The 23410-nt window shown below is 64.0% G+C and carries 26 protein-coding genes; 18 read left to right on the top strand and 8 right to left on the bottom strand.

What is annotated here, in order from left to right:
* Window positions 1-5 precede the first annotated feature (5 nt).
* Window positions 6-665, bottom strand: coding sequence for a TetR/AcrR family transcriptional regulator (locus ACIN94_RS30270; RefSeq protein WP_400713598.1), 660 nt, complete (start codon window positions 663-665; stop codon window positions 6-8).
* A gap of 246 nt (window positions 666-911) precedes the next feature.
* On the opposite strand from ACIN94_RS30270, the gene ACIN94_RS30265 reads away from it, so the two are divergent.
* The 8 genes from ACIN94_RS30265 (at window position 912) to ACIN94_RS30230 (ending at window position 8983) form a co-directional block, all read left to right on the top strand.
* Complete coding sequence (locus ACIN94_RS30265; RefSeq protein ID WP_400713500.1) at window positions 912-2447, top strand: recombinase family protein; 1536 nt, start codon at window positions 912-914, stop codon at window positions 2445-2447.
* 217 nt (window positions 2448-2664) lie between these two features.
* The gene (locus ACIN94_RS30260; protein ID WP_400713497.1) at window positions 2665-2886 is read left to right on the top strand and encodes a hypothetical protein; all 222 of its coding nucleotides are present in this window, start codon (window positions 2665-2667) and stop codon (window positions 2884-2886) included.
* 16 nt (window positions 2887-2902) lie between these two features.
* The gene (locus tag ACIN94_RS30255; protein ID WP_400713494.1) at window positions 2903-3082 is read left to right on the top strand and encodes a helix-turn-helix domain-containing protein; all 180 of its coding nucleotides are present in this window, start codon (window positions 2903-2905) and stop codon (window positions 3080-3082) included.
* The gene (locus ACIN94_RS30250) at window positions 3012-3356 is read left to right on the top strand and encodes a hypothetical protein (protein ID WP_400713601.1); all 345 of its coding nucleotides are present in this window, start codon (window positions 3012-3014) and stop codon (window positions 3354-3356) included. Before ACIN94_RS30255 ends, ACIN94_RS30250 begins: the two co-directional genes overlap by 71 nt.
* A 757-nt stretch (window positions 3357-4113) precedes the next feature.
* Window positions 4114-4989, top strand: coding sequence for a toprim domain-containing protein (locus tag ACIN94_RS30245; protein ID WP_400713491.1), 876 nt, complete (start codon window positions 4114-4116; stop codon window positions 4987-4989).
* A 692-nt stretch (window positions 4990-5681) separates the two neighbouring features.
* Window positions 5682-5861 carry a hypothetical protein gene (locus tag ACIN94_RS30240; protein ID WP_400713488.1) on the top strand — a complete coding sequence of 60 codons (180 nt, stop codon included), beginning with the start codon at window positions 5682-5684 and terminating at the stop codon, window positions 5859-5861.
* 58 nt (window positions 5862-5919) lie between these two features.
* Window positions 5920-6768 (top strand): hypothetical protein, encoded by an 849-nt coding sequence (locus tag ACIN94_RS30235; protein WP_400713485.1) that lies wholly within the window; start codon window positions 5920-5922, stop codon window positions 6766-6768.
* 496 nt (window positions 6769-7264) lie between these two features.
* A complete protein-coding gene (locus ACIN94_RS30230; RefSeq protein ID WP_400713482.1) occupies window positions 7265-8983 on the top strand; it encodes a DUF3987 domain-containing protein in 1719 nt (572 codons plus the stop codon).
* A gap of 72 nt (window positions 8984-9055) precedes the next feature.
* On the opposite strand, the gene ACIN94_RS30225 is transcribed toward ACIN94_RS30230, so the two are convergent.
* Both ACIN94_RS30225 and ACIN94_RS30220 read right to left on the bottom strand, forming a co-directional pair.
* Window positions 9056-9280 carry a hypothetical protein gene (locus ACIN94_RS30225; protein ID WP_400713479.1) on the bottom strand — a complete coding sequence of 75 codons (225 nt, stop codon included), beginning with the start codon at window positions 9278-9280 and terminating at the stop codon, window positions 9056-9058.
* Between the two features lie 70 nt (window positions 9281-9350).
* The gene (locus tag ACIN94_RS30220; RefSeq protein WP_400713476.1) at window positions 9351-9719 is read right to left on the bottom strand and encodes a hypothetical protein; all 369 of its coding nucleotides are present in this window, start codon (window positions 9717-9719) and stop codon (window positions 9351-9353) included.
* 131 nt (window positions 9720-9850) lie between these two features.
* On the opposite strand from ACIN94_RS30220, the gene ACIN94_RS30215 reads away from it, so the two are divergent.
* Window positions 9851-10129 carry a winged helix-turn-helix domain-containing protein gene (locus ACIN94_RS30215; protein ID WP_400713473.1) on the top strand — a complete coding sequence of 93 codons (279 nt, stop codon included), beginning with the start codon at window positions 9851-9853 and terminating at the stop codon, window positions 10127-10129.
* Window positions 10130-10228: 99 nt separating this feature from the next.
* Here ACIN94_RS30215 and ACIN94_RS30210 read toward each other — a convergent pair whose 3' ends face one another.
* Window positions 10229-10729 carry a hypothetical protein gene (locus tag ACIN94_RS30210; RefSeq protein WP_400713466.1) on the bottom strand — a complete coding sequence of 167 codons (501 nt, stop codon included), beginning with the start codon at window positions 10727-10729 and terminating at the stop codon, window positions 10229-10231.
* Window positions 10730-10774: 45 nt separating this feature from the next.
* Between ACIN94_RS30210 and ACIN94_RS30205 the strand changes: the two genes are divergently transcribed.
* Both ACIN94_RS30205 and ACIN94_RS30200 read left to right on the top strand, forming a co-directional pair.
* Entirely contained in the window at window positions 10775-12157 is a 1383-nt protein-coding gene (locus tag ACIN94_RS30205; RefSeq protein ID WP_400713463.1) for an MFS transporter, read from the top strand.
* Between the two features lie 134 nt (window positions 12158-12291).
* Window positions 12292-12744, top strand: a complete 453-nt coding sequence (locus tag ACIN94_RS30200) for a sterol carrier family protein (RefSeq protein WP_400713460.1) — start codon at window positions 12292-12294, stop codon at window positions 12742-12744.
* Window positions 12745-12873: 129 nt separating this feature from the next.
* Here the strand turns inward: ACIN94_RS30200 and ACIN94_RS30195 are convergent, their stop codons facing one another.
* Window positions 12874-14037, bottom strand: coding sequence for a hypothetical protein (locus tag ACIN94_RS30195; protein WP_400713457.1), 1164 nt, complete (start codon window positions 14035-14037; stop codon window positions 12874-12876).
* Between the two features lie 172 nt (window positions 14038-14209).
* On the opposite strand from ACIN94_RS30195, the gene purF reads away from it, so the two are divergent.
* Window positions 14210-15646, top strand: coding sequence for an amidophosphoribosyltransferase (purF, locus tag ACIN94_RS30190; protein WP_400713454.1), 1437 nt, complete (start codon window positions 14210-14212; stop codon window positions 15644-15646).
* Between the two features lie 76 nt (window positions 15647-15722).
* On the top strand, window positions 15723-16748 hold the full coding sequence (purM, locus tag ACIN94_RS30185; RefSeq protein WP_400713451.1) for a phosphoribosylformylglycinamidine cyclo-ligase: 1026 nt from the start codon (window positions 15723-15725) through the stop codon (window positions 16746-16748).
* Window positions 16749-16930: 182 nt separating this feature from the next.
* On the opposite strand, the gene ACIN94_RS30180 is transcribed toward purM, so the two are convergent.
* Together ACIN94_RS30180 and ACIN94_RS30175 are read right to left on the bottom strand one after the other, a co-directional pair.
* Complete coding sequence (locus ACIN94_RS30180; RefSeq protein ID WP_400713448.1) at window positions 16931-17164, bottom strand: DUF3073 domain-containing protein; 234 nt, start codon at window positions 17162-17164, stop codon at window positions 16931-16933.
* 150 nt (window positions 17165-17314) lie between these two features.
* Window positions 17315-18418: a Glu/Leu/Phe/Val dehydrogenase gene (locus ACIN94_RS30175; RefSeq protein ID WP_400713445.1), complete on the bottom strand. Its 1104-nt coding sequence runs from the start codon at window positions 18416-18418 to the stop codon at window positions 17315-17317.
* Between the two features lie 244 nt (window positions 18419-18662).
* Between ACIN94_RS30175 and ACIN94_RS30170 the strand changes: the two genes are divergently transcribed.
* Window positions 18663-19520 (top strand): hypothetical protein, encoded by an 858-nt coding sequence (locus tag ACIN94_RS30170; protein ID WP_400713442.1) that lies wholly within the window; start codon window positions 18663-18665, stop codon window positions 19518-19520.
* Window positions 19521-19839: 319 nt separating this feature from the next.
* Entirely contained in the window at window positions 19840-20043 is a 204-nt protein-coding gene (bldC, locus tag ACIN94_RS30165; protein WP_013133571.1) for a developmental transcriptional regulator BldC, read from the top strand.
* Between the two features lie 146 nt (window positions 20044-20189).
* On the opposite strand, the gene ACIN94_RS30160 is transcribed toward bldC, so the two are convergent.
* Window positions 20190-20879, bottom strand: coding sequence for a TetR/AcrR family transcriptional regulator (locus ACIN94_RS30160; RefSeq protein ID WP_400713434.1), 690 nt, complete (start codon window positions 20877-20879; stop codon window positions 20190-20192).
* A 135-nt stretch (window positions 20880-21014) separates the two neighbouring features.
* Here ACIN94_RS30160 and ACIN94_RS30155 point away from each other — a divergent pair, with 135 nt between their 5' ends.
* The 3 genes from ACIN94_RS30155 to ACIN94_RS30145 all read left to right on the top strand — a co-directional run bounded on the left by ACIN94_RS30155 (window position 21015) and on the right by ACIN94_RS30145 (window position 23391).
* Window positions 21015-22100: a LacI family DNA-binding transcriptional regulator gene (locus tag ACIN94_RS30155; RefSeq protein ID WP_400713431.1), complete on the top strand. Its 1086-nt coding sequence runs from the start codon at window positions 21015-21017 to the stop codon at window positions 22098-22100.
* A 122-nt stretch (window positions 22101-22222) separates the two neighbouring features.
* A complete protein-coding gene (locus tag ACIN94_RS30150) occupies window positions 22223-22471 on the top strand; it encodes a hypothetical protein (protein WP_400713428.1) in 249 nt (82 codons plus the stop codon).
* A gap of 56 nt (window positions 22472-22527) precedes the next feature.
* Complete coding sequence (locus tag ACIN94_RS30145; RefSeq protein ID WP_400713425.1) at window positions 22528-23391, top strand: N-acetylmuramoyl-L-alanine amidase; 864 nt, start codon at window positions 22528-22530, stop codon at window positions 23389-23391.
* The last annotated feature ends 19 nt before the right edge of the window (window positions 23392-23410 follow it).

Raw genomic sequence — 23410 nt, 5'->3', positions numbered from 1 at the left:
CGAGGTCAGTCCGTGCGGAGGCGCGCCGCCATGGTCTCGATGCCGGTCATCAGGAGGTCGACTCCGAAGGAGTCGTAGAGCTCGGCCGTGCCACCCTCGGCGAGGGGACTCGCCATCTCCACGATGTGCGGGTAGACGTCCGGCGGCAGTGACTGGAGAGTGAGACGCTTGACACGCAGGCACCCGGCATCCTCGCCCGATACACCCGGCCGGCGGTTCATCGGACCTGCGGCCAGGGCGATCGAGCCCTGGAGCAGGTATCTGGAGATCAGGCAGCTCTCCTCGTAGGAGAACCCCGCCTGCTTGGCCAGGCCGAGCGCGGTGTCCCACACCCGCAGAAAGTTCGGCACGGTCATATGGTCCACCTCATCCAGCACGGCCGCCGCGCACGGGTAGTGGCGCAACACCCTGACCAGGCCGGTGACCAGCTCGCGGAGCTGCTCCTGCCATGGTCTGGCGTGATCCTCCGCGATCACGAATCCTTCGACCAGGTGGTCCGCCATGCCGACGAGCAGCTGTTCTTTGTTCTTGAAGTGCCAGTAGAGCGCCATCGGGGTGACCCCCAGCTCCTGGGCGAGCCGCCGGATGGTCACCGCCTGGAGCCCCTCGGCCGAGCCGATCTCCAGCGCCTGCTCGACGACGGCCTCCCGCGTCAGTTTTCCCATCACGCTTGACAACTATACGCCGTACACGTTCCACTATCCACCGTACATGTACGCCGTACAAGTACAACGTAGAGGGGCGGGAATGACGGACAACCGGAAGTGGTGGGCGCTGGGAGCGATCTCACTGGCCACTTTCATGACCTATCTGGACACGTAAGCAACGGTTACAACGTAGCGACCTTGACCGCCTAGGCTCCGGAGTACCAGCACAGCAACAGCCCCCTAGCTGGGAAAACAGGAGCAACAGTGACCCCCAACACCGCCCCCAAGATCATCCGCATCCTCGGAGTCATCCGACAGAGCCAGACCCACGACGACACGATCAGCCCCGCCAACCAGCGGGCCATTCAAGAGGCTTGGGTGGCGGCCCGGAACCTCTCTAGCCGCGACGGCATCCGCTACGTGATCGTTGGATGGGCCGAAGACCTGGGCGTGTCGGCAGGCAAGACAACCCCGTGGGAGCGTCCCGAACTCGGCAAGTGGCTGACCGACGAAAAGGCCGAAGAATGGGACATGCTTCTGTCCTGGAAGCTGGACCGCGTTTGCCGTTCGGCCCTGGACTTCGCAACACTCGTGAAGTGGCTTGAAGATCGGGGCAACACATTCGCTTGCACCAATGACCCGATCGATCTCGACTCCCCCGTGGGTAGGGCCGTGGCCCAAATCATGGCGATTCTCGCCGAACTCGAACTCAACACCATCAAGGGCCGCAATCTCGATAACCACCGCTACATGCGTCAGTCCGGCCATTGGGGCGGGGGACGTATCGGCTTCGGGCACATGCGTAAGCCGGGAACCAAGGAAATCGTCAAAGACCCTGAGATGTTCGAAGTCCTTAAGGAGGTTGTCGACGCCCTGGAAACTCAGTCTCTCGGCTCCATCGCAACGTCACTGACTAACAAGGGCATTCCCTCTTCAATGGACCGGCAGCGTCAGCTAAGAGGCGAGGAAATCAAGGGCGAACCATGGTCGGCTTCTACCCTCTCCCGTGTTCTTCATAGTCGTCACCTTCTCGGACAGCGCGAATACAAGGGACAGGTAATCAAGGGCCAGGACGGCACTCCGACAATCTTCTATGAGCCTCTTCTCAAGTTCTCGGAATGGCAGAGGATTCAAGAGCTTCTAGACGTTCGCTCACGCGGTAAGGGCGTGCCCCAGAAGAACACGATGCTTCTTCGGAAGGTCGGTGAGTGTGGCGTGTGCGGTAAGCCCCTGCACCAGCAAAGCGCCAAGCGCAACGGTGTACCTGAACCGCTCCGCTACCGGTGCGCCTCCATCACTCACAAGTACAACGGATCGGGACAGGAGCGCTGCTCTAACGGAACCGTTAAGGCTGAAACTCTCGATGCCTACATGGAAAATGGCCTGCTCGAATGGCACGGCAACAAGCCGTGGATGGAGAAGATGTTCGTTCCCGGTGAGGACCATTCCGAGGAACTTAAGCAGGTCGAAGACGCAATCAAGATGACCCGTAAGGAGAAAGACCAGGGTCTCTACGAAGGGGACGAAGAGAGCTACCTGGCCCGTCTTAAGAACCTGATCGATCGTCGCTCCGCTCTTCTCGCCAAGCCTTCCCGGCCTAGCGGCTACGAATTCAGGCCGACCGGTAAGACGGTCGCGGAACACTGGGCCTCCCTGACTCAGGAACAGAAGAACTCTCTCCTGATCAAGATGGGCGTTCTCATCTCCTACAAGGTCGAGAATCGTTCCCTGTCCGTAGACATCGATTGGGGCGACATTGAGCGCATTGAGCGCCTAGCTCAAGGCATGAGTACCGACTAGCCCTCTGGGAGGCTCTAGGGCCTCCTGAGCCACCCCCAGCCCCCACAGGCCCGTGCCGTCCGGTGCGGGCCTTTCTCATGCCCTGCTACGAACCACAAGATGATCTTGCAACAAAAAACAGCACAAGGGGGGGTCCCAGGTAGTCCGGAACGATGGTTCTCTAGTGGGGGGCTGTGGCTACTTGTTAATTGAATAGCGACGTGAAGGAAGGTGCTGATTGATAACTACCGACGAGATGCCCATTGTCTTTGAAGAGGACGGCATGACGATTCGCTGCCTGGAGACAGGCAACGGCAAGCATTGGGCGGTAACACGAAAGCCAAATGCAAGCGCGGAAGCGATAGCGCGGGCACTAGAGCACGCGCCAAATCCAACAGGCTTCCGGATGAATTTCCCCATCAATGGGGAGCTTACGTACAAATTCTTCTGTTTGAACTGATTGCAAGAGAGGGGCAATGATGTTGAGGGAAAAGTTGATGACTGTTCAGGATGTAGCGGATTGTCTGGGAATCCCAAAGAGCCGCATCTATGACAACTGGAAGATGTGGGGCCTTCCATTCTTTCGTGTCGGCCAACAGCTCCGATGTGATCCGGCTGATTTCCGGAAGTGGATTGAGAAGCAGAAAGCAGCTTAAGGAGATGGGCGTGTTTGGAATTGAAATGAATGATGGCAAGGCTCTCGTTTTCGATGTTGGCGGCGTTCAGGTCACTAAGATTAAATTGGGGGATGCAGTCCTCACGGAAGTTGCACGTAATGGAAACGCTGATCCCAATGTGGTCGCGCAAGCCATGGCCTACGTGCCTGCTAATGCGCAAGTCACCGGTCAATTCGTAGTTGGTGACACAGAATCACCTGACGGCGGTTTCATTATTGACTTGCTCCTGGAGGAAGTTCAGGGTGACGACTAGTGACGTCCCTATCTGAATACCAGTGGGGAAAGGTCTATCAGGGGTATGCGGGCAGTGTCGCCAAATGGGGGTATTCCCTGTCCTTGGAAACTCGCCTCCTCATGGCCGCGATATCGCGGGCAAACAATACGGGGCATGCCATTTTCAAAGATGGTGAGCTTCGGGAAATCCTTGCAAAGGAACAGGAAGACGGCACCCGTAAGCCTGCTTCACGGTCCACGGTGTACGCCACGATTAACAAGCTAAGGAAAGCTGGTCTAGCTCTCTCTGGGGGCGGTGAGACTTGCATTTGGCTGCCTCGTGAATTCTGGGCACGGAACATAAAACGAGGTTCCATGTGCCCAGTTCATCGAACGTATGAGCCTGGCTATGCCAGTGAATCTGACAACCCAGAAGTTGCATGAGTCCTAGAATTCTAGACTAACCAGTCCAGGATTCCCGGACTGAGCTATGGCTCTTACCTGGGATGATCTCCTTTCCTCTCTATTCTTATATAGCTACGGATTGGGTCGCCTTGAGAGCGACCAATTAAATCATTGTTACAATCCTTGTTTCTGTCAGCCGTGAGGCTGGCAATCAATCCAATTGGCTGCCCTTCAGAGGGCAGCCCGTTAGAGGCTCTTTCAATCATTGGTTCTTTGTTCGCAGTCACAAAGTGACCGCTCTGGATGGAGAAAGTTAGGGTAGGTCCTTCCCTTTCCTTTCCCATCTCGAAAGCCCGAACGTGTTCGGGCTGAGCTAGAGGAGGTTTTGATAAGTGAATATTGATGACTATCTGATTAGTCGGGGCATAGCCCCGGATGCTGTCTATAGGTTTGATCTTTCGTTCAATCCGATTGCTAACGCGCTGGTGATTCCAGCGCACCATTCCAATGGGGATTGGGTTGGTGATCTCTTCCGGTACATACCGGAGGATGCTAGCCCGCGCTATAGGTGGATTCGCGGGCATCCTTGGCTGTTCAACGCTCAAGGCGTTTCTCATCCTTCGGTGGATCTGGTGATCGTGACCGAAGGTCAGATTGATTCCATGACGGCCTGGGATGCCCTAGGCCGTGCTGGAGAGCGCCGCAAGTCGTCTCTCGTGGAGTGTGCGGAAGCCTGCGGCCTTCCCGGTTCGTCGGCCTGGAGACGGGACTACGCGGCCCTGCTGGAGGGCAAGCGTGTGATCGTGCTCGCCGACGGTGATGACGCCGGTAAGGCAATGCTTCGGAGCATTGAACGCGACCTTGAAGGGCTTACTTCTTTCGTCATGCCGTCCGGGACAGATGTGAACGACTACGCCCGTGGTCATAGCCGGTTGGAGTTGCGCCGGTTGATTGAGAGCTTTGCCCGTGTCGCCGGACCTGTGCGTCTGAAACCAGAGGAGAGATCCCAACGGGTAGGCGGATACCTGGGGGATCTCGTAGTTCCGATTCTCTTGGAGGCCGGTATTGATGTTCGGTGTTCGGAGATCCCCCAGCGTTGGGCATCAATCAAATGCCCTCTTCCTGGCCATGACGACAGGAATGCCAGCGCCACGATTGCGCCGGATGGCAGGGCCGTGTTCTGCCCTGTCTGCAAGAACGAAATGGGCGGCAATCTTTTCCGCGCTAACGCTCTTAGGAAGCTTCTAGGAGTGAGGCGGATTGCGTGAGTAGTAGAGAGAGACTCCGGATATCTAAGGTCCGGTGTGCTTACAAGCCATGCGGCCAAGAGTTTGAGGTTCACCGCGCCCCGGGCCGGGGAGGCCGGAACTCTCCCTACTGTCAGGCACACCGGGACCGGGCGGCCCGTGGCTATTGGAAGGATCGGGAGCGTGATTACCGGCGCTGTTCCCATTGCGGGAAGATCAATGAGCTTAGGTGGGGAGATCAGAAATTCTGTTCGGCATGGTGCTTCGGGGTTGCCGTTCAGGTAGCCCGTGGGATCGCCCTAGAAGAGGCTGAGAAGGCCACAGCAGGGGCTATATCAGAGAACGCAACATTATCTAAGCGGCAGATCAAACAGACGCTCTCAGGCGAACTGAGAGCCTTCTCAAAGAGAAGCCTGAGACTGTTAGATGAATGGGAAATGCTAGATGGTTATCGGGTTACGAAAAGAGAAACCTACCTGGGAGGGCATCTAGGCCCTAATGAAGGCCGCACCGCCCCAAAGGCAACACACAAAGCACCTTTCGAATCTCACCAATGGTTCCAAGAACACGCGGAATGGTGGAAATAGTCACCACTACTAGAGCCCCTTCTCATTGCCGAGAAGGGGCTCTTTTATTTGTCGGCACACTTATTACCAGCGAAGGGAGTCATTCATCCCTTCGCAATCGCATCATCCGAGAGAGGGACACGAATCATGACCTACGCCATTAATACCGGAACTGACCTTGAGAACTACAGCTTCGATGACCTGGAGTCGTTCATCAAGGCCGATGAGTTTAATGCCCTCCTGGGGCGTGACCGGATTATCAACCCGGCGCTTAACCTTGAGCTGGTTTATGAGCCCATTGGTTACGTCTTCAACAGTGAAGCGTAAGCGTCCTGTTTTGATCAGGTAGAAAACTCTTTGAAGTAGATAGAAAGGATGTTTCTTAATGGCAGTTTTCCCGGCGAGCGGTAACACGCCCGTTAGTACTTTCATCCCCCAAATTTGGGCCGCTGAACTTATGACTCCTCTTCGTGAGGAGCTTGTTCTTGCGTCTCCTACTTGTGTTAATAGCGACTATGAGGGCGAAATCAATGGACCTGGAGACCAGGTCCACATCAACTCTCTTAACCGACCTACCGTGGTTAACTACAGCAGGAACGCTGACGTTAATGCTCAACTACTTGATACTGACGATCAAATCCTTGCGATTGATCACGGCAAGGCGTTCGCCTTTGCTGTCGATGACGTTGACCGTATCCAATCCGCTGGTGGTGGAGAGCTGATTTTCAAGGCTACCGAGGAATCCATTCAGGCCCTCCGGATTGCCGCTGATGCCTATGTCGGCGGCAAGATGATTGCTGGCGCTCTCGCTGCGAACAAGGTGACGTTCACAGTAGGCACTGATGACGTCTTTAATACCTTGGTTGATTACGGCGTCATTCTGGATAACGCCGACGTTCCCCTCTTCAGGCGTTTTGCTGTCGTCCGTCCTGAAATCAAGGCCGCAATGCTTAAACACGACAAGTTCATTGCTTCCAGCTACGGCAGTGCTGTTCCCGTTCAGAACGGCGTGATTGGTTCGCTGGCAGGCTTCACCATTGCGGTTACTCCGCACCTTCCTACGGGCGTTGAGATGATCGTTGGAAGCCCCGTGGCCACCACCTACGGCGACAACTTGGTTTCCCTTGAGTCTTTCCGTCACCCGACTAAGTTTGCTCACGTTGTTCGTGGTCTGCACGTGGCGGGCGCCAAGGTCACCCGCCCCGAAGCACTCATTATTGCTTCCGCTGCTTAACATCCCTTAAATCGTCCCCCTTGGGTCCGCTCCTACGGCCTGAGGGGGGCTTTTTTGTTTAGTAAGAAAGTAGACAGGTGGAGCCATGAGAACGAAAGAGATTGGCTCATTAAAATCTTTAGCAGGGGGCCGCCGGCCTGCCTTAGGCATGCCTCTGACCTGCGAAAACTTGCCAGATTTGCGCGCAAAAAAAGGGCCACCCACCGCCGGGGTCAGCCATTAATGAATTAGGGGGTACCCCCCGTCTCTTTTAGGGGAAGAAACGATTATTAAAGCGAGTCGAATGGAGGCGTAGTTTCTTTAGTCGGGTTGACACTAAAGTCTCGGAATGCTATCTTCCTGGTAGTTCCGCACGACCACGGGAACGCGAGTGAATCGCTCGCACGGCTGACTCTCTGATCTCAGGTCAGCCCCTAGACATGAAGCAGCCCCTACCAGACGTTCATGGATTGGCGTCTCAGACATCTGGCAGGGGCCTCACAAGGAAGGCTAGCTCATGGCTGCCATCAACACCCGTCCCCAGGTCTCTCCCGTTGCCTTCTCCGGTGTCCTGGGGGACACCGTGAGGGCTCTTGCTCCCCACAGTGAGGCTGACCCTGTGGGCATCCTGGGAAGCCTCCTGAGCGCGTTCAGCGCTGCTGTGGGCAACCTTCCGAACGTCTGCTTTGGGACGCAGTCTCAGACGCTCACAGTGTGGTCTGTCCTTGTCGGCAACACGGGTCTCGGACGTAAGGGCACGGCTACCCGTGTCGCTCTCGATGTTCTCCGTACCGCTCTGCCTGACTGGACTAAGGCCAACATCCTTGAGGGTTGCCCTCAGTCGGGACCGGCCTACGTGTCCACGCTGGCAGACATGGGTGGCACTGCCCTCATGTTGGAAGAGGAGTTTGCAGATCTCCTCAAGGTCTCTGCCCGTTACAAGAACATGGGCAAGGCTCTCCGTAGGTCCTGGGAAGGTGCGTCTGTCAGCAATCGCACCAAAGAGGCTGTGATCCACATCGACGCCCCTCACGTTGCGATCATCGGCAACGTGACGCCTACCGAGTGGGGAACCTCTGTCGGCAAGGCAGACAAGGCCGGTGGCACCCTGAACCGGTTCCTGCCCTTGTACGTGGAGCGAAGCAAGAGGATCAGGCTCTCTGACCAGATCTCGGCAACCGAGTGGTCTCAGCTGATCAAGCCTCTCGCTGCCGTTCTGAAGGCCGCTGTCCGGTTCGCGAGGAACACGGAAGAGGTCACCCTGTCGGATGCGGCCCTGTCGCTCTGGGATGACCAGCTTTGCGAAGCGATCGAGTCTCTGACGATCGGTCGTGAGGCTATGGAACAGTTCGCTGCCCGTGGCACCGATCAGGCTATGAGGATCGCTGCCCTTTACGCTCTCGCAGACATGCGAGACGAGATCCTTCCGCAAGACCTTGATGCCGCTGTCAGCCTGGTCACTTACATGGCTGAGACCGTTCAGTTCCTCTCACCTGACGTGACAGAAGCCGGGGCTTCCCTTCCCTTGGAGAAGCGGATTGAAGCGTTCGTTCGTCAGGCCGGTGAGGAAGGCGTCCCTGCCGGGGACCTCTACCGCAAGTTCGGTATGAAGAAGGCCGAAATGGAAGCCGTTGTGACCGGCCTTCCCACGGTCGAGATCGTCACAGGTAAGTCCACGGGCGGACGTCCCCCCAGGTTCTACCGGTACGTTGCCGAGACGGTTACCTCTGAAGGGGAAAGCGAAGTTACCGAAGTCGAGACCGAAGAGACCGACACTGTCTCTGTCCTGACTGAAGAAACTGAAGTCCCGACCCTTGAGGTTCCCTCCGTGGATCTCCTGTCGGATGACGACTGGTGGACCGAAACCGAGGAGGAGAAGGCTCTTGCCGAGAGCCTGAAGGCTCCGATCATGGAAGCCCCGAAGGAAGCCGTTCCCTCTGCCGTGGAAGCTCTCAGGGCTCGCCTCCAGGCTCCGAAGGAAGAGATCAAGGCAGAGGTCAAGCCGTCCGGCCTGTCCGCCGTAGATGCCCTTCAGGCTCTCCTGAACGGTGCCACCATGACCGACATGGAGCCGGTGAAGGTCGCCACGCCTAAGCCTGCTGAGAAGGTTCAGAGCGTCAGCTTCCGTAAGGTTGCGGCTCGCACCCTGGGAACCAAGGTTGTCCCCCCGGTCACCTTCCAGGCCCCGACATTCGATGACTCGGACCTTGAGGTCATGGTGGACGTCGCGGCCTGACAGGAACTGAAGAAAGCCCCGGTCTGTCCGAGAGGCAGCCGGGGCTTCTTCGCTCTGTGAGGGTTGGTTAGCTCAGGAGAAGCCCAATAGACGAGCCTCTATGTTCTTCTGCGACTCCAGGCGGCGCGCTAGCTCTGCGAGAGTCCCACCGCACACGACAGTTTCCATCCCGCGCGATTGGGCTACCTCGGACACTTCGCCGTTGCGCACGGCAAAGTACCCGCCGCCGATGCCGTCATAGACAGTCCACTTGCGCCCGTATTCGGCGGTCAGCCGTCCAAGGCTCAGGACCGACACGCGCTGATCCTTGGCTCAGCCCCGATCCTTTCCCGATCAGGAACTCTCGGACTTTGCTCCCATGCGAAGGTCATGACGTGACCCCCTGGAAGACTTCGAAGATCAGGGCGGCGACAGTCTCGGGACTGTCCAGGCCGTCGATTCTGATCACGGGCTTTCCCCCTTCAAGGCGGGGAGACCTAACGACGTAGGAAACCGATCGGCCACCGTCTACGGTCACGATGGCTGCCTGTCGTCCGGCGTAGAAGACTGCCAACTCGGCGGGTTGGTGGCTGATGAACCGGCAGGTTCGAGGGTTCACGTCAAGCTTGATCGTCAGAACGATCTTTGACTGAATGCCGCTCTCGGCAAGCAGGCCCTTGACCTTCTCAAGGGCTTCCGCCTGTTCCTTGGCCTTCTTCTCCGTGATCGCGTCCTGATCAGAGATCCGTGAGTCCATTGGGCTCTCCCGTCTGTCCTGGTGACAGGTCGAGAATAGCCAACCGTCCTACCCCGGTCTATGCCGTCATCTGTGACGCTGTGGGATCACCCTCCGAGATGTGCCATCTTGTGTCGTCCTACATTTGATTTGTGATCGAGTTCAGGCCGGATCGTCCCAGGTGGGAACAGGTAGCCGACATTTTGCGAGAGCGGATCAATGCCCGCGCCTACAAGCCTGGACAACCCATCCCCGGCATCAGCCGAATGCAACAGGAGTTCGGCATTGCTCGCATGACTGCGGACAAGGTTGTGAAAGCGCTTCAAAGGGACGGTTTGATCTACACGGTCCCGAACCTGGGAAGCTTCGTGGCCGACCCTGAGACGGGCGGGCCACCTGATGAGGCCGCTACCGAGCCCCGGACAGAGTGAAGGCCCCCCGTCGAGACGAGGGGCCTAGCACCCGCCTTAGGTTCGGCCAGTGTCACCAGAACAAACCAAGAGGCATGGCAAGCGTAGAGCCTCCAAGGGCTAGGAGTCTCTAACCAACGTACGGGCGTACGTCACAGCCTGATGGAAGGTCATCCGCTCTCGCGGTGTCGCCTCACTCCATATATCGCTGTCCAAGGGAGCCTGTTCAGCTACACGGCACAGCAGGCGGGCTATCTCCTCCGCATCGGCCCTGGAGGCTCCGGTGACGTCAAGCGCGTCCCGAACATCGCAGATTGCATCGACCGGCAGATCACGCAAACGCCTTGCCGCTTGAATTCCCTCTGTCAGGAGAACTACATCCGGAAACTCCGGGTCCTCAGCCATCTGCACGAGCATTGCCGGGGAGACGCCGAACGCTCCCGCCGCCGCCTCAAGATTCGTCTCCACCACTACGGCAAGGGCAGCTTGGAGAGTTGCCCCAAGTTCCTCGTATGCCTGGCGTACTGACGTGTGTAGCTCTCGGAGGTAGACGGCTTGATCTAGGGGCGTGAGATGCCCCTGACCTTGGATCAAGCGCGCGACGATCGACGGATTGTTCACGCGGAGGATGCTGTCAGGTATGGTGACGTTGTCTCCAGCGCCTAAGTGGACAACAACGTGGTCAACGTCGCGCTGCCGACGATCCAGCGGGACCTCGGCTTGAGTATCTCGGGCCTGGAATGGATCGTGAGCGGCTACATCCTGGTCTTCGCCGGGCTGATGCTGGTCGGCGGGCGGCTGGCGGACGTCTTCGGGCGGCGGCGGATCTTCCTGATCGGCCTCGGCGTTTTCACCGTGGCGTCGCTCGCCGCCGGGCTGGCCACCGACGGCACAGTTCTGATCGCCGCCCGGGCAGTGCAGGGCGTCGGCGCCGCGTTCCTCACACCCACCGCGCTCGCCCTGCTCACCGCGGTCTTCCCCGAGCCACGGGAACGTACGAGGGCGGTCGGCCTGTGGAGCGCGGTCGGCGCGCTGGCCCTCGCCCTCGGCCCGCTGACCGGCGGGGTCATCAGCGAGCGGTGGCACTGGGGATGGATCTACCTGATCAACGTGCCGATCGGGATCGCGACCTTCGGGCTCGGGCTGTGGGCGATCCGGGTGGTCCCGCAGGATCGCGTACGGCACAGCCTGGACGTTCCCGGGCTGGTGACGTCGGGCCTGGCGCTGACCGCGCTGACCTACGCGCTCATCGAGGGCGACGGGGCCGGTTGGACCTCGCCGGAGATCCTGGGCACGTTCGGTCTCGCGGCGGTGTCGGCGGCGGTGTTCGCGATGGTCGAGCTCAGGAGCCGGGAGCCGATGATCGACCTGTCGCTGTTCCGGTCCCGGGTGTTCAGCGGGGGCACGCTGTCGATGGGACTGTGGTCGTTCGGGGTGTTCGGGATCTACTTCTTCACCGCGCTGTATCTGCAGAACGCGCTGGGCTTCTCCCCGATGGAGGCGGGGGCCTCGTTCGTGCCGATGGCGCTGGTGATGGCCATGACCGCAGCCAACGCCCCACGGGTCAGCGAGGCCTTCGGGACCGCCCGGACCGTGGCCGCCGGGCTCCTGCTGATGGCTGTGGCGATCTTCGGGATCTCCTTCATCGGGGAGGGCGGCTCGTTCTGGGACCTGCTGCCGTGGTTCCTGGTCTACGGGCTGGGCGGCGGACTACTGGTGCCGCTCACCTCGGCCATCCTGGGCACGCTTCCCACCGGCCGCGCCGGCGTGGCCTCGGGTGTGCTGAACGTCTCACGGGAGATCTTCGGCCTGCTGGGGATCACCGTCCTCGGGGCGATCCTCAACGGCAGGCAGACCTCGATCCTCGAAGGCGGTGCCAGGCCGCTGACGGCCTTCCTGGAGGCCTACCAGGCCACCCTGGTCATCGCCGCGGTCATCGTGCTGGTGGGAGTGCCGGTCAGCCTGTTCTCCCTGCGCACCTACGGAGCCTCGCAGAGCCCCGCAGGCGCGGAGGCCACCGGCGAGCGCCCCGCCGTACCGGTGGCGTGAAGGGACGGTGAGGTGCCGCCCGCACCCGTCATGGCGAGGTCGGTGCCGCCCGTCCCTCACCCCCGCGGAAGGCCCGTGCCGGTGAGCCGTCTGCCGCGATCGAGATGGGCCGCCGAGCGGGCATGATGAGGGACGTGCCACCTCACAAGCCTGACCCCGCCAAGGTCCGTGCCGCGCTGGACGCCCAGCTGATCGCCCTCGACGAGCCGTCCTACGACGGACCCGGAGACCTTCCGGCTCTGCTGGCGGCGTGCGTGCCGGTGGTGCTGCGCGCCTATGAGCGACAGGTCCGGCCGGAGCGGGAGATCGCGCGCTTCGCCGTACGGCATCTGCTGGACCGGCTGGCGGCGGCGGCTCCCGGACGGACCGTCGAGGTGCGGGTCCCCCCGTACGCGGCGGTGCAGTGCGTGGAGGGTCCCCGGCACACGCGGGGCACCCCGCCGAACGTGGTGGAGACCGACGCCCGGACCTGGCTGGAGCTGGCCACCGGGCGGCTGGCGTGGGCCGAGGCGGTGGCGGCGGGGAAGGTCGCCGCGAGCGGGGCCCGTGCCGACCTGTCGGAGCACCTGCCGGTTCCCTCGGCGTAGCGCCCGCCGATCCCGAGGCCATAGCGCCCACCGGCTCTGCGGACGCCCGGGACCCGGCGGCTGACTGCTGACTGAGTACCCGGTGCCGGACGCCCGGGGCCCGGTGGCCTCGGGCGCCTTCCCTCGCGGTTAAGGAGGCGTCTGGAGCTGCACGCCCAGCCTCTCCTCGATACAGCGCTGCTGGAGCTCGGGCGGCAGGTTCCCACAGACGCCGATCCTGCTGTAGAGCCAGCTCAGGAACACCACGGCGATGACCAGGGTCAGGACACTCAGCGCGATGCCCACCCAGGCGCGGCGGCGGTTGGAATTCCTGGCGACCGCGACGATACCGATGATCAGCCCGACGACGGCCGTCAGCGCGCCCAGGCCGCACACGACGAGCAGGAAGAGGCTCACGATACCGAGCACGAGCGCGGCGGTGCCGAGGCCTCCCCCCTGCCTGCGCGACCAGCCACCCTCCGGAGGCCCCGGGTACGGCGTGCCGCCCGGGTAACCCGGGTAGGGCGGAGGTTGCTCCTGGTACGGCTGACCCTGGTACGGCTGGCCCTGGTATGGCTGACCCTGGTACGGCTGACCCTGGTATGGCTGGCCCGCCTGGGGGGATGGGCCGCCGTACGGGCCGCCCGGCATCGTCGGCGCATCCGGCTGGACACCTTCGGGCTGCTCGGGAGCCTGGCGCGGAGCCTCGGACGGCGCCGGTGGCTCGTAGCGCGAGGGCTGGGCGGCACTGGGCGGCACGTCCTTGGCCTCGCCCTCCGAGGCCGGTGTCTCCGAAGCGCTCTCCCAGCCCGGGTAGGCGGGCGGGGTGGTGCCCGGGACCGGATAGGAGGGCTGGGAACCGGCATCCGGGACGGCCGGCGACGCAGCCGCGTCCGCACCCTCCCTGTCCGCACCCTCCCTGTCCGCACCTTCTCGTCCCGTTCCGTCCTGGTCCGTGCCGCCCGGATCCGCCTGGACTGGCTGGGGAACCTCCGGCGCGGTGGGCACATCCGGATGTCCCGGCAGTGAGGGCTCCTCCGGCGTGGAGACCGGCGGCCAGGCCGAGGGCTCGCCGGGCCTGCCAGGGGCGGGTGTCCACGGAGCGGGCTCCCCGGGCTCCCGAGGCTCCGTGGGCTCGAACGGCGGGCGCGCGGGCTCGGCCGGCGGCTCCGTGGGCTCGAACGGCGGGCGCGCGGGCTCGGCCGGCGGCTCCGTGGGCTCGGCCGGCTCCCCGTCCGTCCCCTCCCGTTCGGATCGCCGGTCCCGCGGCTCTCGCTGCGGATCAGGCTGGTTAGGGTCCTCGGGTGTTGTCACGTCTGCTCTCCCGACGCGTAGGCATGCCGGATACCTCAGACTCCCCCGATCCTTTGCGATAAAACAGGCCGACACGGCAAAAGCCCAACGATTGTTCGGCAACAGGTGGCACAGCAGGCAGATCCTCCCCCTGGGGTACGAGCAATGAGGAAGCCGACCTAGACTGAAGCATGTGCTAAAGGGCGACGGCCATCTGAGCCATGACCTTGACCCCCGTGACCAGCCCCCGAAGGACGCGTGCGGCGTCTTCGGTGTCTGGGCGCCGGGGGAGGAAGTCTCCAAACTCACCTACTACGGGCTGTACGCGTTACAACACCGCGGTCAGGAGTCCGCGGGCATCGCGGTCAGTGAAGGTAGCCGCATCCTCGTCTACAAGGACATGGGCCTCGTCGCCCAGGTCTTCGACGAATCGGTGCTCGGCACCCTCCGCGGCCATCTGGCCATCGGTCACTGCCGCTACTCGACCACTGGATCGAGCGTCTGGGAGAACGCCCAGCCGACGCTGAGCTCGACCGAGGTCGGCGGGCTCGCGCTCGCCCACAACGGAAACCTGATCAACACTCCGGAGCTGGCCCAGCGCCTGGCCCCGGGCGCGACCAGGGCGACCACCGACACCGAGGTGCTGACGTCGCTGCTGGCCCAGGACCGCAGCCAGCCCATCGACGACGCCGCCGCGGAGCTTCTACCGCAGGTCAAGGGCGCCTACTCGCTGGTCTTCATGGACGAGAAGACGCTGTACGCGGCCCGTGACCCGCAGGGCATCCGCCCGCTGGTCCTCGGACGGCTGGAGCGCGGCTGGGCAGTCGCCTCCGAGACCGCCGCCCTCGACATCGTGGGCGCCACGTTCGTCCGCGAGATCGAGCCCGGTGAGCTGATCACCATCGACGAGCGCGGCGTGCGGTCCCGCACGTTCGCGCCGGCCGAGCCCAAGGGCTGCCTGTTCGAATACGTCTACCTGGCCCGCCCCGACACCACGATCGCCGGGCGCAGCGTGCAGTCCACCCGCGTCGAGGTCGGCCGCGTGCTGGCCCGCGAGCACCCGGTCGAGGCCGACCTGGTCATCCCGACCCCCGAGTCGGGGACGCCCGCCGCCGTCGGCTACGCGGAGGAGAGCGGGATTCCCTACGGTCAGGGCCTGGTCAAGAATTCCTATGTCGGCCGGACCTTCATCCAGCCGTCCCAGACGATCCGCCAGCTCGGCATCCGGCTCAAGCTCAACCCGTTGAAGGAAGTCGTCGCGGGCAAGCGCCTGATCGTCGTGGACGACTCGATCGTGCGCGGTAACACCCAGCGAGCGATCGTCAAGATGCTGCGCGAGGCCGGCGCGCGCGAGGTCCACGTCCGGATCTCCTCCCCGCCGGTCTCCTGGCCGTGCTTCTACGGCATCGACTTCGCCACCCGGGCCGAGCTGATCGCCGGCTCGCTCAGCGTGGAGGAGATCCGCGCCTCTCTCGGCGCCGACTCTCTCGGATACATCTCCCTGGAGGGCCTGACCCAGGCCACCACGATCCCGGCCGAGCGACTCTGCCGCGCCTGTTTCGACGGCGTGTATCCCATCGCCGTCGACCGCGACAACGTGGGCAAGTATGTCCTGGAGAGCAAGTCGTGAACCGGGATGGCACGGAGAGCGGCGGAGCCGCGAACGAGCCCGGCACCTCGGTCGTACGACCGGCGAAGGAGGACAGATGACGAGCTACGCCGCCGCCGGCGTGGACATCGACGCGGGTGAGCGCGCCGTCGAGCTGATGAAGGCGAAGGTCGCCCGGTCACGGCGGCCCGAGGTGGTCGACGACGCCAGCGGCTTCGCCGGTCTCTTCGACGCGTCGGCCCTGCTGGGCTACCGGCGACCGCTGCTGACCACCTCGACCGACGGGGTCGGCACCAAGGTCATGCTGGCGCAGGCGCTCGGCAAGCACGACACGATCGGCATCGACCTGGTCGGCATGGTCGTGGACGACCTGGTGGTCTGCGGCGCCGAGCCCCTGTTCATGACCGACTACATCGCCTGCGGAAAGGTCGTCCCCGAGCGGGTCGCCGAGATCGTGGGCGGCGTCGCCGAGGGCTGCCGCCTGGCGGGCTGTGCCCTCATCGGCGGCGAGACGGCTGAGCACCCCGGGGCCATGGGCGCCGACGAGTACGATCTCGCGGGTGCCGCCACCGGCGTGGTGGAGGCCGAGAGCATGCTCGGCCAGGACCGGGTCCGCGAGGGCGACGTGGTGCTGGCGCTGGCCTCCTCCGGTGTGCACTCCAACGGCTACTCGCTGGTCCGGCACATCATCAAGCTCGCCGGGCTCTCGCTGGAGGCCGAGTTCGCCGAGCTCGGCCGGTCACTGGGCGAGGAGTTGCTGGAGCCGACCAGGATCTACTCCCTGGACTGCCTGGAGCTGGCCCGTTCGGTCGAGGTTCACGCGTACGCGCACATCACCGGCGGCGGCCTGGAGGGCAACCTGTCCCGCTCGCTGCCGCCGACGTTGGACGCGCTGCTGGACCGCTCGTCGTGGACCCCGCCCGCAGTCTTCGAGCTGCTCGCGGGGTACGGCAAGGTGGCACAGGCCGACATGGACCGCACCTTCAACCTGGGTGTGGGCATGGCGGCGATCGTCCCCGCGGACGCCGTCGGGGAGGCCCTGGCCCTGCTCAAGGAGCGCGACCTGCCGGCCTGGGTGCTCGGTGAGGTCGTCCCCGGAACCGGCCAGGCGCGTTACCGCTGAGGCATGAGGGCGCCGGTCACCGCCGGCGCCCCGCCGTACCTCGGGAAACCGTCAGGCCGGGCGCGGACACGCCGGACAGCGCTCCGGATCACCGGAGCGCTGTCACGGACTGCCGCGTATGGAGAAACACCCGGCGGCCTTCGACCCCCGGGTGTTCCGCTCATGCTCTACCTGAAGCTCGCCTAGCGGCGGCCGGATGTTCCTTCGTCCCGCTTGTCTACGGAACCGAAGTCCTCGGCGTAGTCGGCATACCGATCCGCCAGTTCATCGTAGGAGTCGTTGGCGTCGTCATCGTGGTTGGAGTCATCTCTGACTCCGAGCTCGTCGCGAAGACGCTCAAGATCAGTGCCACCGCTGTTGTACTTCAGCTGGCGAGCAACCTTGACCTGCTTGGCCTTTGCTCGGCCGCGCCCCATTGGCTCGACCCCCTCGTGTGGGGTCGTGCCCGACCCCTCGTCGCTAACGCACCACGCACTGACGCCACCTGACTTGAGGCGTCAGCTCTCGTTCGACTACAACCGTACCTGTTTTACGCCCGGCTCGGTACGCCGTATGGGCGTGAGGGGCTAGTGGCCTAGCCAAATGCCCCTAATTCGCCCGACTTCCGACATTCTGCGCTCGGCTAGCCTATCGGCTGCGACGGCCGGGGGGACGCCATCCTCCGCCGCCGCGGCGAAAATCTTGAGAGTCGTGTCGTAGATCTGGGTTGCCTTTGCCTTGGCCCGCTCCATGTTGAACCCGCCGATCTCGTCCGCGACCTGGATGACGCCGCCGGAGTTGACCAGGTAGTCAGGCGCGTAGAGGATCCCGCGGTCGGCGAGCTCCTTCTCCACGCCCGGATGGGCCAGCTGGTTGTTCGCCGCGCCGCAGACGATCGTGGCGCGCAGCCGGGCGACCGTGTCGTCGTCCAGCGCCCCGCCGAGCGCGCACGGCGCGTAGACGTCGAGGTCGGCCGCGGTGAGCTCCGCCTGGTCGGCGACGACCTCGACACCGGGGTGGCGCCGCCGGACCCGCTCGACCGCCTGCTCGCTGACGTCGCAGATCACCACCTCGGCACCGTCCTCGACAAGGTGGTCGACCAGACGGTGGCCCACCTTGCCCACACCCTCGACGCCGACCCGCCTGCCGCGCAGCGTCGACACGCCGTAGGAGTGCTCGGCCGCGGCCCTCATGCCCTGGAACACACCGTAGGCGGTCAGGATCGACGAGTCACCCGCTCCGCCGTGGGCCACCGTGCGGCCGGTCACGTAGGAGCTCTCGCGGGCCACGATGTCCATGTCCTCGCTGTAGGTGCCCACGTCGCACGCGGTGAAGTAGCGGCCCCCCAGGGACTGCACGAACCGGCCGTAGGCGCGCAGCAGCGCCTCGCTCTTGTCCGTCGCGGGGTCGCCGATGATGACGGCCTTGCCGCCACCGAGATCCAGCCCGGCCAGGGCGTTCTTGTAGGCCATCGCCCGCGAGAGGTTGAGCACGTCGGCCAGCGCCGCCTGCTCGCTCTCATAGGGATAGAACCTGGTGCCCCCGAGGCTGGGGCCGAGGGCGGTGTTGTAGATCGCGATGATCGCGTGGAGGCCGCTGTGCTCGTCGGAGCAGAAGATGACCTGCTCGTGCTTGGTCTGGCCGCTTGTGGGGCTGATGTCCTTGTGGGACAGCCCGAAGACGTCGGTCACGGTGGTGACTCCCGGTCGTCCGGTCCGCCGCTCCATCGCGGCGGAGATCACTCTCAGCGTAACCACAACTTCGGGCGGAAGGGGGGAGGGACCGGCCGGTTCTCCGTGTGCCCGCGATGTCCCGGGCGCAGCCGGGAGCGGCCGGTTCTCCGTACCCGCGTCGCCCCCGGACACGACGGGCGGAGCCCCTGTCCCGCGGGGACGATACCGGACAGGAGCAGGCTCTCCGTGACACGATGCGGTCGTGCTGCCTTATGCCGCGTACCTCCGCGTCTATGAACCACTGGCCGCGTTCACCCCGCCGGAACGCGTCTCGTGGGCCGCCTACGCCGAGGCGGCCGACCGGCCCCGCCGGGCGAGCGCGCTCCACGCCGAGCACGGCGAGGCGGTCCGCCGCCTCCTGGGGGTTCCTCCGGTCCCCGCACCCGCTCAGGAGAGCCCCAACGCCTATCTCAGGCGTGTGGAGGACGTCCTCTATGTCTGCCCCTGGCAGAGCAGGCTGAGATCGTGGCTGGCCTTCTCGCGTCTCCGCGGGACGACCCCGGTGAAGCTGATGGAGCGGTTCGTGCCGGCCCCCGTCGCCGAGCAGACGGCCGACGACTTCGACAGGTTCAAGCGTCGCAGAGGTCCGGCCGCCCTGCGCACCAACATCAGGACCTCGACATGGCACGTTCCGGCGTCATGGTTCGTCCCCTTCGATGGCAACGAGCGCTGGCTGGTTCTCGACGGGGGGCAGGCCCCCGGGGACACGACCACGATGCGTAATCTCATCTACGTCACGTCCATGGCCCACGCCCGGCGCCGCAGCGCCCGCGCCCTGCAGATCATCCGCAGGCATGTGGGCGAGGCCGGGGTGACCGCCGAGGTCGAGGATGTGGCGCGCTGGCTGGAGGAGTTCCACCCGCACTCGCTGGTGGAGCTCGACTACGGCGGCATCGTTCATCTCATGGACGACGAGACACTCCAGGCCGACGAGTCGGTGGCGGAGCTCGCGGCGGCCCTCACGGGTCTGGAAACCGGCGAGGAAGAGTTGGCCTTCGCCATGTATCAGAGGGTTATCCTCCGTTGGCGATCAATACAACTTCTCGAATCGGCAAACTGAGTCGCAAATCATCCCTCTGACCTGCATAAGTAGTTCGGTCGATGACCGGCGACACATCTACGAACTGAGTAGTTTGCCGTTTTCACTGCGATACCACGAAACGTGTCGCTAGAATCACCGAGCGTGACAACAACAGGTACACATGAGAGATGAGTCACTCAAAGGCTCGCCAATCGCTCTACGTGGCTGTATGGTCACATCGGGTGATGCCGCATATGGCCCGAACAGCCGCACGCAAGGGGCCATAGGGGGACATCCGTGACAAGCGTCAAGTCGCAGGATCGCTGTCGCCGGTCCACATGGAGGAGAGGCCGCACAAATGTCAGCTCGTACACCCGAGGCAGAGCCGCTGCTCACCCCGGCGGAGGTCGCAACCATGTTCCGCGTCGATCCCAAGACCGTTACGCGGTGGGCGAAGGCCGGCAAGTTGACGTCCATCCGCACTCTGGGTGGGCACCGCCGCTACCGGGAGACCGAGGTTCGCGCACTGCTCGCGGGGATTCCGCAGCAGCGCTCTGAGTAAGACGGGGACTGTCTAGGGGGAAACAGATGCGCGCTCGCCACACGAGCGCGCAAGCCATACGCGTTGTTTGTGGGGAGCGGCGTCGCCCGCCCGGCGCCGCCCCGGCATCGTTCCGTACGGCCCCCGCCGGCCTTTCCGGCAACCGGTTACGGCGCGTTTCCACCGACCAGATCGCCAAGGAGCTGTCCGGCTTGCGGATCGCGATCCGCGGCCGCCCTGAGCAGCGCCACCATCTGACCGACCAGCATGCCCTCAAGCTCCGTCCGCTCGAGATCCCGGTGTTCCAGCCAGTCAAGGCCGGCCGTCTCGACGGACGCCATCCATGAACGCAGAGTGATGCGGAGCACGGGCCCCGGCTCGTGGACCCCTATCTGTCTCATGACCAGACGGAACAGGCGGTTCCGGACGCTGTCGACAATCCCACCGATCTCGCCGCTGCGACTGGCGGGACCGCCCTTGAGCAGCGCGGCGAAGCCCGCCGCGTGCTCCTCGACGAAGTCGAAGTAACGCCTGAGCCCACTGGCGAGCTCGTCAAGCGGGCAGCCGCTCTCCATGGGCCGCAGCCGCGCTTCCAGCTGCGCCGCGGCACTCTTCAACGCCGCGACGTAGAGCTCCTGCTTCCCACCGAAGTAGTGGTAGACCAGGGCCCGCGACGCTCCGGCCGCCGAAGCCACCTCGTCGATCGACACACCCTCGGCGTCACGCTTGCTGAACAGCTCCAGGGCCGCCGCCATGAGCTCCTCACGACGCTGGTCCACGCTGAGCCTGCGCCGCGCCGGCCGCGTGCCCTCCGCCACAGGCGTGTCCTGCTTGGCCGCCCCGGATGTCGAACCCACACCCCGCACACTATCGGAGTCGATCCCGGCGACGATGACGTCAAGATCGAGGTTCCCTTGGGCGGAGGCCGTACCCCATTCGGAACTCGATCGTTTTGAGTGACAGGTGCCCATCCACCATCCCGGGGGAGAGCCATGTCAGGACCACCGGTCAACACCACCGTCACCCGAACCAGCCGGTTCGCCGAACCCATCTCGCCGGATGGCTGCGGACCACGCCCACGGCCCACGATCCGCAATGTGGCCGAGCGAGCCGGTGTCTCCAAATCACTGGTCTCGCTTGTTCTACGCGGCTCGCCGCACGTGAGCGAGCATCGCCGGCAGGCCGTGCTCCAGGCCGCCAGAGAACTCGGCTACCGGCCCAACGCCGTCGCGCGCAGTCTGGTCGAAGGCCGCACCCACCTGGTCGGGGCGCTCGTCGCCGACCTGCACAACCCCTTCTACGCGGAGTTCCTGGACGGCCTGCAGGAGAGCCTGCACGGCGACGGGCTCCGGCTTCTCATCGGCAGCAGCCAATGGGATCCGGCCTTCGAGGTCGAGGCGGTCGAGGCATTCCTGGAACTGCGGGTGGACGGCCTCGTGCTGCTCGGCATCGCGCCCACCAGCGAGACGCTCATCGAGGCCACCGGTTACACGCCGACGGTCGTGGTGGGCGAGCGTGACATCGACCTCGACGGCGTGGACATCGTCGCCGACGACGATCAGCTGGGCGCACGCCTCGCCATCGACCATCTCGTGACACTCGGCCACCGCAGGATCGCCCACATCGAGGGCACCCACTCCTCGTCCGGGCGGTTCCGCTGCGAGGGCTACCTGGTCGAGATGCGCAGGCACGCGCTGGCGCCGTACATCATGGTCGAGCAGGGCGACTGCACCGAGGAGGGCGGGGCGACGGCCGCGCGGAGCCTGCTCACCCGCACCCCCCGGCCTACCGCGATCTTCGCCTCCAACGACGCGGTCGCCATGGGCGTGCTCTCCGCAGCGGCCGAGCTGGGGTTGCGGGTGCCCGAGGACCTCTCCGTGATCGGATACGACAACATCCATCTCGCGGGGACCCCGGCGATCTCGCTGACCACCGTCGGCCAGCCCCGCCGTGCCATGGGCCGCTCGGCCGCGGCGCTGCTCAGCGACCGGATCGGCGACCCCGGCAAGACCTCACGTCTGCGCCAGATCGTCCCCGAGCTCGTCGTACGGCGCAGCACGGGCCCCGCCGAGAGGTAACGGACCCGCCTGGAGCGTTGCACCATGTCCAGGCGGGCCCTAAGCCCTTGTCAAAACCCGGTCAACCATCGACGTGGCGACGGAGCCCCGGTGTTGACTCCGGTCTGACGAGGGGGGTAACAATGCGTGATCCGGAGCTGGTGTCATGCGCCCAGCGCGCGGCTGCCGAGCTTGAACGGGCGTGGACGCACTGGCGGTCCACCCGAGGCCGGAACGGTGATGCCGGCGCCGAATCCGTGGCGAGTTACGTGGCTCATTCGATCGACCATCCATGGGGGCGTCCACGGGTGGTTCTGGGACTGGACGCCGAGGACGCCAGAGAGCTCGCCTCGCTCCTGCAGAAGCAGGAGGCGGGGGAACACGTCTGGTGACGTGGGCTCCGTCACGTAGGTTGGATGGTTGACGGACTCCTTCGAGGGGGATCAGCGTGACCAGCAAAGCATTCGCGGCAGCCCTTGTCCTGTGCGGCCTGAGTGCCGCCGCCTGCGGCACCTCGGCCGCCAACGGCACCCCCGCAGGCCCGGCACGGAACGGCGAGCCCACCTCACAGACCACGACCCAGACGGCCCAGGCAGCCCACGCGGCCCCGGCCACCGCACCCGCCCCGTCTGCCGGTGGGAGCGTGCCGGCCGGACCGCTGAGCGGCAAGATCGTGGTCGTCGACCCGGGTCACAACGGGCTCAACTACAAATATCCTTCGAAGATCAACAAGAAGGTCAACATCCTGACCCAGTGGAAGGCCTGCGACACCACCGGCACCGCCACCGACAACGGCTACAGCGAGGCCGCCTTCACCTGGGACGTCTCCCAGCGCCTGGCCAAGATCCTCAGGGACCGGGGGGCGACGGTGAAGCTGACCAGGACCAGCAACTCCGGGGTGGGCCCGTGCATCACCGAGCGGGCGGCGATCGGCAACAAGGCCAAGGCGGACGCGGTGATCTCGGTCCACGCCGATGGGGCGCCCCCGTCCGGCCATGGCTTCCATGTGATCATCCCGAAGAAGATCAACGGCCCGGTGGACCCGGTGGTGGGGGCGTCCACGGAGCTCGGCATCGACGTGCGCGACTCCATCAGGTCCGTCGCCGGCATGCCGTACTCCACCTACGTCGGCACCAAGGCCCTGAGCTTCCGCAACGACCTCGGCGGGCTGAACCTCTCCACGGTTCCCAAGATCTTCGTCGAGTGCGGCAACATGCGGAACCCGGGCGACGCGGCCAAGTTCCAGAGCGCGGCGTTCCGGCAGAAGATGGCGCTCGCCCTCGCCGACGGGACGCAGACCTACCTGAAGTAATGCGGGGTCCAGTCCGGCT

The sequence above is a fragment of the Streptosporangium sp. NPDC087985 genome, assembly GCF_044741965.1.
Classification (GTDB): domain Bacteria; phylum Actinomycetota; class Actinomycetes; order Streptosporangiales; family Streptosporangiaceae; genus Streptosporangium.
The sequence above is the reverse complement of the archived record's forward strand: the minus strand, read 5'-3'. Positions and strand labels throughout refer to the sequence as shown.